Origin of the sequence: Pseudarthrobacter sp. NIBRBAC000502771, from assembly GCF_006517215.1 — a bacterium.
Classification (GTDB): Bacteria; Actinomycetota; Actinomycetes; order Actinomycetales; family Micrococcaceae; genus Arthrobacter; species Arthrobacter niigatensis.
Map to the genome: position 1 here is coordinate 3,894,992 of NZ_CP041187.1, position 12,953 is coordinate 3,907,944.

The 12,953-nt window shown below is 68.8% G+C and carries 12 protein-coding genes; 2 read left to right on the forward strand and 10 right to left on the reverse strand.

The genetic code is table 11. From position 1 onward, the window contains the following. Window positions 1–32: 32 nt before the first annotated feature. Window positions 33–2,261 (reverse strand): AAA family ATPase, encoded by a 2,229-nt coding sequence (locus NIBR502771_RS18135; RefSeq protein ID WP_141160925.1) that lies wholly within the window; start codon window positions 2,259–2,261, stop codon window positions 33–35. A gap of 51 nt (window positions 2,262–2,312) precedes the next feature. After that, entirely contained in the window at window positions 2,313–2,993 is a 681-nt protein-coding gene (locus NIBR502771_RS18140) for a DNA-3-methyladenine glycosylase (RefSeq protein ID WP_141160926.1), read from the reverse strand. Between the two features lie 129 nt (window positions 2,994–3,122). Here NIBR502771_RS18140 and NIBR502771_RS18145 point away from each other — a divergent pair, with 129 nt between their 5' ends. Together NIBR502771_RS18145 and NIBR502771_RS18150 are read left to right on the forward strand one after the other, a co-directional pair. Further along, complete coding sequence (locus NIBR502771_RS18145) at window positions 3,123–4,601, forward strand: AlkA N-terminal domain-containing protein (protein WP_141160927.1); 1,479 nt, start codon at window positions 3,123–3,125, stop codon at window positions 4,599–4,601. Beyond that, window positions 4,598–5,092 carry a methylated-DNA--[protein]-cysteine S-methyltransferase gene (locus tag NIBR502771_RS18150; RefSeq protein WP_141160928.1) on the forward strand — a complete coding sequence of 165 codons (495 nt, stop codon included), beginning with the start codon at window positions 4,598–4,600 and terminating at the stop codon, window positions 5,090–5,092. The genes NIBR502771_RS18145 and NIBR502771_RS18150 overlap by 4 nt, the downstream gene beginning before the upstream one ends. Window positions 5,093–5,104: 12 nt before the next feature. Here NIBR502771_RS18150 and NIBR502771_RS18155 read toward each other — a convergent pair whose 3' ends face one another. The 8 genes from NIBR502771_RS18155 to argB all read right to left on the reverse strand — a co-directional run bounded on the left by NIBR502771_RS18155 (window position 5,105) and on the right by argB (window position 12,930). Beyond that, window positions 5,105–5,842: a maleylpyruvate isomerase family mycothiol-dependent enzyme gene (locus tag NIBR502771_RS18155; protein ID WP_141160929.1), complete on the reverse strand. Its 738-nt coding sequence runs from the start codon at window positions 5,840–5,842 to the stop codon at window positions 5,105–5,107. A 21-nt stretch (window positions 5,843–5,863) separates the two neighbouring features. Beyond that, window positions 5,864–6,412, reverse strand: a complete 549-nt coding sequence (locus NIBR502771_RS18160; protein WP_141160930.1) for a pyridoxal 5'-phosphate synthase — start codon at window positions 6,410–6,412, stop codon at window positions 5,864–5,866. 66 nt (window positions 6,413–6,478) lie between these two features. After that, the gene (gene argH / locus NIBR502771_RS18165; RefSeq protein WP_141160931.1) at window positions 6,479–7,906 is read right to left on the reverse strand and encodes an argininosuccinate lyase; all 1,428 of its coding nucleotides are present in this window, start codon (window positions 7,904–7,906) and stop codon (window positions 6,479–6,481) included. 5 nt (window positions 7,907–7,911) lie between these two features. Next, window positions 7,912–9,117, reverse strand: coding sequence for an argininosuccinate synthase (locus tag NIBR502771_RS18170; RefSeq protein ID WP_056338239.1), 1,206 nt, complete (start codon window positions 9,115–9,117; stop codon window positions 7,912–7,914). A 45-nt stretch (window positions 9,118–9,162) separates the two neighbouring features. After that, window positions 9,163–9,693 carry an arginine repressor gene (locus NIBR502771_RS18175; protein WP_141160932.1) on the reverse strand — a complete coding sequence of 177 codons (531 nt, stop codon included), beginning with the start codon at window positions 9,691–9,693 and terminating at the stop codon, window positions 9,163–9,165. Further along, window positions 9,693–10,694, reverse strand: a complete 1,002-nt coding sequence (argF, locus tag NIBR502771_RS18180; protein WP_141161621.1) for an ornithine carbamoyltransferase — start codon at window positions 10,692–10,694, stop codon at window positions 9,693–9,695. Before argF ends, NIBR502771_RS18175 begins: the two co-directional genes overlap by 1 nt. 26 nt (window positions 10,695–10,720) lie before the next feature. Beyond that, window positions 10,721–11,974, reverse strand: a complete 1,254-nt coding sequence (locus tag NIBR502771_RS18185; RefSeq protein ID WP_141160933.1) for an acetylornithine transaminase — start codon at window positions 11,972–11,974, stop codon at window positions 10,721–10,723. Then, a complete protein-coding gene (gene argB, locus NIBR502771_RS18190) occupies window positions 11,971–12,930 on the reverse strand; it encodes an acetylglutamate kinase (RefSeq protein ID WP_141160934.1) in 960 nt (319 codons plus the stop codon). Before argB ends, NIBR502771_RS18185 begins: the two co-directional genes overlap by 4 nt. Window positions 12,931–12,953: the final 23 nt, after the last annotated feature.

Genomic DNA, 12,953 nt, shown 5'->3' on the forward strand with positions numbered 1-12,953 from the left:
TTCCTAAGTTAGCAGTAACGCCCAACGCCCGGTCAGCCGGCAATCCCGGCAGGCACGGGTTGCGAGGCAATCAGCCGCAGGCGCTGCGTGGCCCGGGTCATGGCCACGTACAGGTCCCCCACCTTGCCGTGCTCGTGGTTGAGCATGACCGATGGTTCCAGGACCACGACGCCGTCGAACTCCAGGCCCTTGGCCTCGCGCGGGCTGATCACCACGATGTCCTGTTCGTAGCTGCCGGCGCCGCTGCCAATCCTGCGCCCATACACCTCGCGCAGGGCTGCCGATGCCTGGGGCAGGAGGTCACCGTCGGCAATCACGGCGAGCAGGCCGCCGTCGAGCGCCGCAAGCTCCTCGGGGAGGACCTCCACCAGCCGCTCCACCACCGCGCCGGCGGACACTTCGTCGATAATGGGGTCCCAGCGGCCCTCGCGGACAGCCTTCGGCGCGGAAACCACCAGGCCGGCGGCGTTGGCCATCCTCACGGCAGCCTCGGCGATCTGAGACGGGGTGCGGTAGTTGACGGTCAGCTCCTCCAGCTGCCAGCGGTCACCGAACATCGGGGCCAGCGCGCCCTGCCAGGAATTGGCGCCTGCCACTGAACTTGTCTGCGCGATGTCACCCACGATCGTGAAGGACTTCAGCGGGCACCGGCGTACCAGAAGCCGCCACTGCATGGGGGAAAGCTCCTGGGCTTCATCCACCACAATGTGTCCGAAGGCCCACGTGCGGTCGCTCGTTGCGCGTTCGGCCGCCGTCTGCCTGGCTTCCTGCTCCCGGTTCTGCTCCGCCAGTTCTTCCGCGGACATCAACGGATCAACTCCGGCGGCCTCCATGTTGACCAGGGTCTGCTTTGCGTTGGCGAGGTCCCGGGCCCGGTCGTGCTCCTGCTGGGCCAGCCCGCGGCCAGCCGCCGGGTCCAGCTCCCCGAGCAGTTCGGCGGCTTCATCCAGCAGCGGGACGTCGGACTCGGTCCACGGCGCATCGGCCGGACGCTGCAGCAGCGCCCTCTCGGCAGGTGTCAGGTGCGGGGTGCAGAACTCCAGGATTTCCGGCTTGCTGAAGAGATCCGAAATCAACTTCTCCGGCGTCATGGGCATCCAGCACAGGTTCAGGGCGATCCGCACGTCGCGCGCGGTCCGGACGTCCTCGGCGAGGTAGGAGCGGTCTGCGTTGTTGCCGATGTTTCCGGCCTCGACGAGCTCGGTCATCTGCTCGGTCAGTTCGCGCAGCAGGATCTTGACGAACGTCACGCGGGCCTCGTTGTAAGGCTTTCCGGTGGCGCGGGCGCGTTCCCGCGCGCGGCGCACTTGCCGGGGCGTGAGGGTCAGCTTGCGGCCGTCCACCTCGAGGATCCTGTTCTGGGCGGGGACGCGCATGCGGTTGGAGACGGCGTTGGCCACGATGGTGGCCATGTCCAGCCGCCCCTTGATGGCTGCGACGCCGGCGTCTGTTTCGGGCACGGCATGGATGCCGGGCATCAGGCGGCCCAGGCTGGCCATGACCACGCCGGTCTCACCCAGCGAGGGCAGCACCCGTTCGATGTATTTCATGAACGACGACGATGGCCCCACCAGCAGCACGCCGGCACTCTTGAGGCGGTCACGATGGGTGTAGAGCAGGTAGGCGGCGCGGTGCAGGGCCACAGCGGTCTTGCCCGTGCCGGGTCCACCCTGGACAACGACGGCGCCGGAGATGGACGAGCGGATGATCCTGTCCTGCTCCGACTGGATGGTGCTGACGATATCCGACATGCGGCCGGTCCGCTTGGAGTTCAGGGCAGCCAGCAGGGCACCTTCGCCCTGGAGCGATGCGTCGTCCGTGAGCATTCCCGCGTCCAGGACATCGTCCTCGATGGCCTTGACCTCACGGCCCTGCAGGATCAGGTGCCGGCGGCGGCGGACGCCCTGCCGGTCAAAGGCCGTAGCCTGGTAAAAGTGCCCGGCCTCCGGGGCACGCCAGTCCACCATGAGCCATTGGAGGTCTTCGGTGGTGAGGCCGATGCGGCCGATGTACTGGGCTTCGCCGGAGTCCAGGTCCAGGCGGCCAAAGACCAGCCGGTCATCCACCGCGTCCAGCTGCGCGAGGCGGTCCTCATACAGTGCGGCGAACGCGTCACGTTCCGAAACGTTCTGCATGGTGCCCACGGCTCCAGCGCGGCGGACCTGTGCCAGCTGGCCGCGCTTCTCCTCCCGGAGTTCCTCCAGCCGGGCGTACAGGCCGGCTACATACTCCCGTTCGTGGGCCAATTCGGCGTCGTGCATTAACGTTCCCCTATCGCGAAAGACAGACCGTCCATTCTACAACCATTTCCGTTAACGCTCGTGAAACCCGGGCGGCGCACCGGCGGTGTTTCGGTTCCTCGGTTTTGCCGCCTTGTACTTTGACACAGTGGGGTCGCCGGTGAGCCAGAACCGCCAGGCGTATTCGTCCGTGCCTCCGGCTCCGGACACCCCTACCCGGGGACCGGAACTGACCGCGCCGGCGGGAACCGACGGAAGTTCCAGCCGGAACGGCGGAGCCAGCGCGTCGCGGCCGCTGTCCGCCGTCGTCAGGCCTAAGGCCTTGGCAAGGCGGGCGGGCCCGCTGGCCAGGTCCGCAGGAGTTTTCGACGTCGGCCTGCGGCGCCGGGCCAGCGCCAGCCCGTCCACGACCTCCCCCGCCCGCAGCAGCAGCGCGGACGCGACGCCGGCGGGACCGCAGACGATGTTGGTGCAGTGGTGCATCCCGTACGTGAAATAGACGTAGAGGTGCCCGGGCGGCCCAAACATGGGGGCGTTGCGCGGAGTCGGGCCACGGTAGGTGTGCGATCCGGGGTCCGGGTGCAGGGAGTCCTCCGGCCCCATGTAGGCCTCCACCTCCGTAAGCCGGATGGACACAGAGCCGTCGCGGGACTCGTGGGTGAGCAGGGCTCCGAGCAGCTGCGGTGCGAGTTCGCGGGCGTCTGCGGACAGGAAATCCCGCAGGTGTTCCCGCGCCCCAGTGCTGTGGTTCATTGCTTGACCTTACCCGGATGCTGCGGTCTTCATCCGTCCCCTGCACGTGGTCCGGGGAGCCGTTTCGGGGCCGACGGCCATGTCCGATTTCCGCTAGCAGCGCCTGCCGCCGGCTGGCAGGATGGAGCCATGGACTTCTGGCAGCGCTACCGGGCAATCGACGCCCGCGATACCCGGTTCGACGGCCAGTTCTTCACAGCCGTCCGCACCACGGGAATCTACTGCCGCCCCTCCTGCCCCGCCCGGACGCCCAAGGCCTCCAACGTGACGTTCTACGAGACGTCCGCCGCGGCACACGAGGCAGGCTACCGCGCCTGCAAACGCTGCCTGCCGGAAGCGGTCCCGGGCACCCCGGCCTGGAACGTGCGGCAGGACATCGCGGGGCGCGCAATGCGCCTGATCAGCGATGGCGTGGTCAACCGCGACGGCGTGGCGGGCTTGGCCGCCCGGCTGGGATATTCGCCGCGCCAGCTGAACCGGATCCTGGGCCAGGAACTCGGTGCCGGCCCCCTGGCATTGGCCCGCGCCGCAAGGGCCCAGACTGCCCGCACCCTGCTGGTTTCAACGTCCATGAAGCTCGCTGACGTCGCCTTTGCAGCTGGCTTCAGCAGCGTCAGGCAGTTCAACGAAACCATCGCCGAGGTGTTCGATATAACTCCCACGGCGCTCAGGAAGACCGTCCGTCATCCGGTGACCGGCGCCGGCGCTGCGGCCCTGATCCTGGACCTGCCCTACCGGCCGCCCTTCGATCCCGGCATCTTCTCCTTCCTGGCGGTCCGCGCCATCCCGGGGATCGAGGAGGGAACCTCAACCGCTTATGCCAGGACCCTTCGCCTCCCCCACGGGGACGCGCGGTTCCGGGTGGAGTACGACGGCGGGGCCAGGGAACGTCCGCTGACACTCACCATCGGCGCGGTGGACCTTCGCGACCTTCCTGCGCTGCTCAGCCGCGTCCGCCGGCTCTTCGACCTGGACGCGGACCCTGAAGCTATCGACGGCACCCTGGCCGCTGATGCCCGGCTCGCCGGGTCCGTCGCAGGAGTGCGTGGGATGCGCCTGCCGGGCGCCGTGGATCCGCAGGAACTGCTGGTCCGGGCCATGGTGGGGCAACAGATCACGGTGGCAGCCGCCAGGACCGCCCTGACCCAACTGTCCGCCGCGGGCAGTCCCACCAGTGCACCCGGCGACGGACTGGACCGCCTGTTTCCCACCCCAGCGGAAATCGCGGCCGCCGGACACCTGCTCCGCGGCCCCCGGCGCAGGACCGAATCGCTGCTGCACGCCGCGTCCGCAATGGCTGGCGGCCGCCTGGAGTTCGGCTACGGCGACGACGTACCCAGCCTCACCGCAGCGCTTTTGCCGCTTCCCGGCGTCGGGCCCTGGACCGTGGGGTACGCCGCCATGCGTGTCCTGGGCGCCCCTGACATCTTCCTCGCCAATGACGCCGCCGTGCGGAACGGCATCCGCGCCCTCGATAATGGAACCAGCGCCCTGAGCCTTGACTTCCGGGAGGCCAGCCCCTGGCGCTCCTACGCCACCATGCACCTCTGGCGCGCCGCCGCCCGGCCCGCCGCGCCAACCACCATTCCCGCGAAAGGGACGCCATGAAAGCCCAACTTGTCCAGCTGTCCACGCCTGACGGACCGTTTACTGTCCTCGCCCAGGACGGCGTGGTCCTTGCGTCCGGCTGGACGGCCGGGATGGCGGAACTCACCGGCCAGGTCCATCCCACACTGCGGCCCGACGCCGTGGAAGAGGTAACGGACCTTGGCGGGATCTCATCGGCCGTGGAGGCCTTCTACGCCGGCGACCCTGCCCCGGCCATGGCAGTGCCGGTCCGCCAGCAGTCCGGACCGTTCCGCGCCCACGCCTGGGATGTGCTGCGCCAGGTCAAGCCAGGCTCACCCGTTACGTACACGGAGTACGCCGCGCTGGCCGGGAATCCACGCGCCGTGCGGGCCGCCGCCAGCGCCTGCGCGTTTAATGCCGCGGCCCTGTTCGTGCCATGCCACCGGGTCATCAGGACCGATGGCTCATTGGGCGGTTTCCGCTGGGGCCTGCGCATCAAGGAGAGCCTGCTGGCCCGCGAGGCCGCCTGACCGCTCCCCTGGCTATTTGGGGTCCGGCATCGCCGACGGCCAGGGCAGCAGGCCGGGAAGATCGGTGCCGTCCCCGGCGGCCGTGGCCCGCAAGCTGTCCAGTGACGGCTCCCGGCCCGCGAGCCAGGCGGCGATGTCCGTCACCATCCCGCTGACGACGACGGTGCTGCCGCCCGTTCCGAGGGTCAGCGGCGGCAGTGCCATGGGCTGCAGGACCAGCCGGGTTTCCGCCGGCACCCGGGCGGCGAGGAAGTCGAAAAGATGGGAGCAGAAGGCCCTGTTCCAGGTTTCGGGTCCCGCGCCGGTGTCCAGGTCCGCGGTGTGGATGACCAGTTCGCGCCACAGGGCCAAACCGGCGTCGAAGATCACGCCGTCACGGAAGGCGATGCGCGTCCACCATTCGTCTTCCCCCAGCGCATCGAAGGCAGCCAATGCCCGCTGCACCGCGGCCGCGACGTCCTCCCGGTGATCCTCCAGGCTGTGGCCGGCGGCAAGCTCGATGGCCCGGTTGCGGCCGTCCACTCCACCGTCGTAGAGCTCCACCGTTTCGCCGCGGCGTCCGTATTCCACCTGCCGGGCCAGCGCATTGCAGATTCCGGCGACGTGGGCCAGGAGGTGGCCGCGGCTCCAGCCGGGAAGGGTGGAGGAGGCCTTTTCGCCGCCGGCCGGAATCCGGTCCACCGCAGCGGTGAGTGCGTCCGCGGCTTTGTGCAGTTCAGCGGGGAGGGCGGCAGGGGAAGGTGAGGTCATTCGGCCAGCCTAGCGGAGCGGTCAGTCCAGGGGGCTTCCGTCCGGCCCGACACGGTGGCGGACGTGCCGGCGGTCGTTGCTGGCCTGCCAGAACTCGATTTCGGCCGGCTGGAGGGCGTAGAGCTGCCAGTCCGGATTGTCGCTGCCATCGGCCCGGGGCCGCTCGTGCCAGTCGACGGCGGAGGCTTCGGCGGACAGTTCTGTCACCGCTCCCACCACCCGCACCTGACGGCCCAGGGCCGCCCAGTAGAAGTTCATCGCCGCGCGCGGTGACTCCGACAGTTCGCGGCCCTTGCGGGAGGTGCGGGACGTAGCGAAGTGCCAGCCGTCGTCGTCAATGTTCTTCAGGATGAGCATCCGCGACGAAGGCTGGGGGGCGCCGCCAGCCCCCGCGCCCACCGTGGCCAGGCTGAAGGCATGCGGCTGGTGCTCCCCCGCATCCAGCGCCTCGTCCAGCCACTGCTTGAAGAGCAGCGCCGGGTCCTGCGGTGCACTGGCCGGGTCGAAGCCGGGCAGGTCGGAGGGAAAGTCGGGCAGCGTGCGAAGGAACTTGCGGAAGGTTTCGCTCATGGAGCCAGCTAACCACAGACGCCAAGGGGCCCGGCGGAAACCGCCGGGCCCCTCAAACACGGCTGACTACCCTGCGTACTCCCGGACGCCGGCAAGCTCGCCTTCCAGCGCGGCCAGCTGGCGTTCGACGGCGGCCGGTGCTGTTCCGCCCTGGGAGTTGCGGCTGTTGAGCGAGCCTTCGGTGGACAGGACCGTGCGCACCTCGGGTATGAGGTGCTCCGAAATGGCGGCATACTCCTCATCCGACAGATCCCACAGCTCCACGCCTCGGGACTCGGCCTGCTTGACCGCGGCACCGGAGAGCTCGTGCGCCTCGCGAAACGGCACGCCCTGGCGGACCAGCCATTCGGCGATGTCCGTGGCCAGCGCGAAGCCCTGCGGCGCCAGGGACTCCATCCGCTCCGTGTTGAATTTCAGGGTGGCGATCATGCCGGAGACGGCCGGGAGCAGCAGCTCCAGGGTGTCGGCGGCGTCGAAGACCGGTTCCTTGTCCTCCTGCAGGTCGCGGTTGTACGCCAGCGGCAGGCCCTTGAGCGTGGCCAGCAGCCCGGTCAGGTTGCCGATCAGGCGCCCTGCCTTGCCGCGGGCCAGCTCGGCCACATCCGGGTTCTTCTTCTGCGGCATGATCGAGGACCCCGTGGAGTACGAATCATCCAGCGTGACGAAGGAGAACTCCTTGGTGGCCCAGAAGATGACTTCCTCGGAGATCCGGGACAGATCCACGCCGATCATCGAGCAGACCCACGCGAACTCGGCGAAGACGTCGCGGGAGGCGGTGCCGTCGATCGAGTTGTGCACGGCGGAAAAGAACCCGAGCTCCGCGGCCACGGCCTCCGGGTCCAGGCCCAGCGAGGACCCGGCCAGCGCGCCCGAGCCGTACGGCGAAACCCCTGCCCGCTTGTCCCAGTCCTGGAGCCGCTGCACGTCCCGCAGCAAAGCCCAGGCGTGGGCCAGGAGGTGGTGGCTGAGCAGGACCGGCTGGGCGTGCTGCAGGTGGGTGCGGCCCGGCATGGCGACGCCATGGTGCGCCTTGGCCTGCTCCACCAGCGCGTCCACGGTGGCCAGGACACCGCGGGCGATGATCCGGGCGTGGTCGCGCAGGAACATGCGGCCCAGGGTGGCCACCTGGTCGTTGCGGGACCGGCCGGCGCGGAGCTTGCCGCCCAGCTGGGCACCGGCGCGCTCGATCAGGCCGCGTTCCAGCGAACCGTGCACGTCCTCATCGGACTCCGCCGGCAGGTAGGCGCCGGACGCCACGTCCTCGTCCAGCTGCGTCAGGGCCGCGAGCATGCCTTCGAGCTCCGCGTCGTCCAGCAGGCCGGCTTTGTGCAGCACGCGGGCGTGCGCCTTGGAGCCGGCGATGTCGTAGCGGGCCAGCCGCCAGTCGAAGTGCGTGGACTTGCTCAGCGCCGCGAGGGCGTCCGCGGGGCCGCCGGCGAACCGGCCGCCCCACAGGGCACCTGCGTTCGTAGCCTCCGTTTTCTGCTCAGCCACGCGGGCTACTTCCCTGCGACGCGGATGTCGCGGCCGGAGGCAACCTTGGCGGACATGCCCCACAGCTCGATGAAGCCCTTGGCCTGGGACTGGTCGAAGGTGTCGCCGGTGTCGTAGGTGGCCAGCGAGAAGTCGTACAGCGACGTGTCGGAGCGGCGGCCGTTGACGATGGCCTGGCCGCCGTGGAGGGTCATGCGGATGTCGCCGGAGACGTACTTCTGGGTGTCCTCGATGAAGGCGTCCAGGGAGCGCTTCAGCGGGGAGAACCACTGGCCGTCATAGACCAGCTCGGCCCAGCGCTGGCCAACGGTGGCCTTGAAGCGGGCCTGCTCGCGCTCCACGGTGATGTCCTCGAGGTGCTTGTGCGCGGTGATCAGGGCCATGGCACCGGGGGCTTCGTAGATTTCGCGGGACTTGATGCCCACCAGGCGGTCCTCGACGACGTCGATCCGGCCCACGCCCTGGGCACCGGCGCGGCGGTTCAGTTCCTTGATGGCCTGCAGCGGGGTGACCTTGACGCCGTCGATCGCTACCGGGACGCCGGCTTCGAAGGAGATGGTGACTTCATCCGGTGCCGGCGGGAACTCCGGGGTGGCGGTGTAGTCGTAGATGTCCTTGGTGGGGGCGTTCCAGATGTCCTCGAGGTAGCCGGTTTCCACGGCGCGGCCCCAGACGTTCTGGTCGATGGAGTACGGGTTCTTCTTGGTGGTCTCGATGGGCAGTCCCTTTTCCTCGGCGAAGGCGATGGCCTTGTCGCGGGTGAGGGCAAGGTCGCGGACCGGTGCGATGCACTTCAGGTCCGGGCCGAGGGTCTGGATGCCCACTTCAAAGCGGACCTGGTCGTTGCCCTTGCCGGTGCAGCCGTGCGCCACGGTGGTGGCGCCGAATTCGCGGGCTGCCTTGACCAGGTGCTTGACGATGACGGGGCGGGAGATGGCGGACACCAGCGGGTAGTGGCCCTGGTAGAGGGCGTTGGCCTTCAGCGTGGGCACGCAGTATTCGTTGGCGAACTCGTCCGAGGCGTCCGCGACGTAGGCCTCGACGGCGCCGCAACCGAGGGCGCGCTGGCGGATGGTTTCCAGCGATTCGCCGCCCTGCCCGACGTCGACCGCCACGGCGATGACCTCGGCACCGGTGGCTTCACCGATCCAGCCGATGGCGACGGACGTGTCCAGGCCGCCGGAGTAGGCCAGCACAATGCGTTCAGTCACTTTAAATGCTCCTTGTTGGGGTTGGTTGATTCGTTGTCTTCAAGCTTATTGCCCGGCTTCCTCGGCGAGTTGCAGGAAGCGGGCGGCGAGGTCCGGGCCGCCCAGCGGGTCACGGGAGACCAGCAGGACGGTATCGTCACCGGCGATGGTGCCCAGGATGGAGGGCATCACCGAGTGGTCGATGGCCAGGGCCAGGAAGTTCGCGGCACCGGGCGGGGTCCGCAGGACGGCGATGTTGGCGGAGGCTTCGGCGGTGACCAGCAGTTCGCTGCACAGCCGGGCGAGCCGGGCGTCCAGGATCTCCTGGGTGACGCCGCTCCTGGCGCCCCGTTCGCCCCCCTCGCCGGGGACGGCGTACACCAGGACGCCCTCCTTGCCGCGGACACGGACGGCCCCCAGCTCCACGAGGTCACGGGACAGCGTGGCCTGGGTGACCTGCACGCCGTCGTCCGCCAGCAGCGCCGCCAGTTCCGCCTGGGAACGCACGGACTGCCCGGTGAGGATGGCGGTGATGCGCGCCTGCCGGGCGGTCTTGGTGGCGGGGCTGGTGCCCGGGGAGGACGGCTGGGAGGACACTAGAACGTGCTCTCCCCGGTGCCCTCGACGGGCGAAAGGCCGTCCACGAAGGCCAGGCCGGACCGGTGCATCAGCCAGGCCATCAGCGCTTTCTGGGCGTGGAGCCGGTTCTCGGCTTCGTCCCACACGATGGACTGCGGGCCGTCGATGACGTCGGCGGAGATTTCGTAGCCGCGGTAGGCGGGCAGGCAGTGGAGCACGACGGCGTCATCCGCAGCGAGTGCCATGGCGCCTGAGTCCACGGAGTACTCGCGGAACAACTGCATCCGGGCTTCCTTCTCGGCTTCCTGGCCCATGGACACCCAGGTGTCGGTGGCCACGACGTCCGCCCCCTGCAGCGCTTCCTTGGCATCGGTGGTGATGAGCACGGAGCCGCCGGTTTCGGCCGCCCGTTCCTTCGCGGCCGCCACGATCTCCGCGGCAGGCAGGTAGCCTTCCGGGCCGGCAATGCGGACGTGCATCCCGGCCGTGACGCCGGCCAGCAGGTAGGAGTTGGCCATGTTGTTGGCGGCGTCGCCCAGGTAGCTCATGGTGAGCCCCTTGAGGTCGCCTTTGTGTTCCTTGACGGCGAGCAGGTCAGCGAGCAACTGGCACGGGTGGTAATCGTCGCACAGGGCGTTGATGACCGGGACTTTGGAGTTGGCGGCCATGGCCACCAGGCCGTCGTGCGCGCCGGTGCGCCACACGATGGTGGAGACCATCCGCTCGAGGACTTTGGCGGTGTCCTCCACGGATTCCTTGTGCCCGATCTGTGCTTCGCCAGGGTTGATGATCAGGGCATTGCCGCCCATGTCCGCGATGCCCGTGGCGAACGAGACGCGCGTCCGGGTGGAGGTCTTGTCGAAGATGACAGCCACGGTCTTGCGGCCGCTGCCCTCCGCGGCGAAGGGCTGGACGCTGTACGGGGCGGCCTTCATCCGGGCTGCGAGTTCCAGCACCTCTGCCTGCTCGGCGGGGCTGAGGTCGGTGTCCTTGAGGAAGTGCCGGGTGCTGCCAGGCACCGTACCAAGGGATGAAGCTGTGGGGGTCACTGGGCGTCCTTAGCTGCTTGGAGGATTGCCGGGAAAGCGGAGAGGAAGGTATCGGCCTGCGCTGTGGTGAGGATCAGCGGAGGTGCCAGGCGGATGGTGCGCGGACCCGGGCTGTTGACGATGAATCCGGCGTCGAGGGCGGCCTGCACCACGGCCGGCGCGACGTCGCCGTCCAGGTCGAAGCCGATCAGCAGTCCTTCGCCGCGGACTTCGGTAACGCCGGGGATGGCGGCCAGCGCGGAGCGGAGGTGCTCCCCCACCGCCGCCGCATTGGCCAGCACGTGCTGGCTTTCCACGACGTGGAGGGTGGCCAGGGCCGCTGCGGTCGCCACGGGATTTCCGCCAAACGTGGTCCCGTGCTGGCCTGCGGACAACAACGACGACGTCTGCTCACCAAAGGTGACCAGGGCGCCGATGGGGAAGCCCCCGCCCAGCCCCTTGGCCAGGGTGATGGCGTCGGGCACGATGCCCGCGTCCTCGCTGGCGAACCATTTGCCGGTTCGGCCGATGCCGGTCTGGACCTCGTCCAGGATGAGCAGGGCGCCCACTTTGCTGGTGGCCTCCCGCGCCGCCTTCAGGTAACCGGGCGGCAGCGGACGGACGCCTGCTTCGCCCTGGATCGGTTCCAGGAAGACAGCGGCGACGGTGTCGTCCACGGCGGCTTCCAGTGCGGCGATGTCACCGAACGGGATGTGCACCACGCCGCCGGGCAGCGGCTCGAAGGGTGCCCGGTAGGCTTCCTTAGCGGTGAGGGCCAACGCCCCCATGGTCCGGCCGTGGAAGGCACCTTCAAGGGCGATGATCTTGGCCCGTTTCACCGGCCCGTCGCCGGTGTTGCGGCGCGCCAGCTTGAATGCGGCCTCGTTCGCTTCGGTGCCGGAGTTGCTGAAGAACACCTTGGAACCGGCGGGCGCGTGGGCCAGGTCAAGGAGTTTTTCGGCCAGCGCCACCTGGGTGGGGCTGGTGAAGAAGTTGGAGACGTGCCCCAGGGTGGCCAACTGGCTGGCGATCACCGAGGTCACGAACGGGTGCGCGTGGCCCAGGGCGTTGACGGCGATGCCGCCGAGCAGGTCCAGGTACTCCTTGCCGTCCGCGTCCCAGACCAGGCAGCCGGCGCCGCGGACCAGAACCCGCTGCGGCGTGCCGAACACGTTCATCAGCGAACTGGAGTAGCGGGAGAGCCACTCGGAGCCTGCGTGGCCCGTGGTTTCCACGAGCTCAGTCACGGGGGACTTTTCCATGGTGTTCATCCGTTGATCTCCTCGTCCGGGACTACCTGGGTGCCGATGCCCGCCGTCGTAAATGTTTCAAGAAGCATGGAGTGGGCCAGCCGCCCGTCCACGATGTGTGCGCGTTCCACGCCCGCGTCGACGGCCTTGAGGCACGCGGCCATCTTCGGGATCATGCCCGACTCGAGCTTCGGAAGCATCTTCCGCAGTTCCGACGCGGTGAGGGACGAGATCAGGGAGGACTTGTCCGGCCAGTTGGCGTAGAGGCCTTCGACGTCGGTCAGGATCACCAGCTTGGAGGCGCCAAGCGCCGCGGCCACGGCGGCCGCTGCCGTGTCAGCGTTGACGTTCAGGACTTGGCCGGTGGGCTGGAACCGCGCGGCCCCCGCCACGCTGTCACCGCCGTCGACAATTTCCGGGGCCACCGTGGAAATCACGGGGATGCGGCCCGCGGCGAGGATGTCCATGATGCCTGCGGGGTCGACGCCGACCACCTCGCCCACCAGCCCCAGGTCCACCTCCTTGCCGTCCACCACGGTGCCGGTGCGGACGGCGCGGAGCAGGCCGCCGTCTTCGCCGGACATGCCGACGGCGTAGGGCCCGTGGGAGTTGATCAGGCCCACCAGTTCGCGGCCCACCTGGCCGGTGAGGACCATGCGGACCACGTCCATCGCCTCCGGGGTGGTGACGCGCAGGCCGCCCTTGAACTCGGATTCGATGCCCAGGCGGCCCAGCATGGCGTTGATCTGCGGGCCGCCGCCATGGACCACGACGGGGTGGATGCCCACGTGGTGCAGGAAGACGATGTCCTCGGCGAAGGCACGCCGGAGTTCGTCGTTGACCATGGCGTTTCCGCCGTATTTGATCACCATGGTGGTGCCGGCGAACCGCTGGATCCAAGGCAGGGCCTCGATCAGGGTTTCTGCCTTGTCCTGGGCAGCGGACATGCTGGTGGTTTCACGCGTCTGGGTATTCATGGTGTCACTTTCCACGGCAGTTT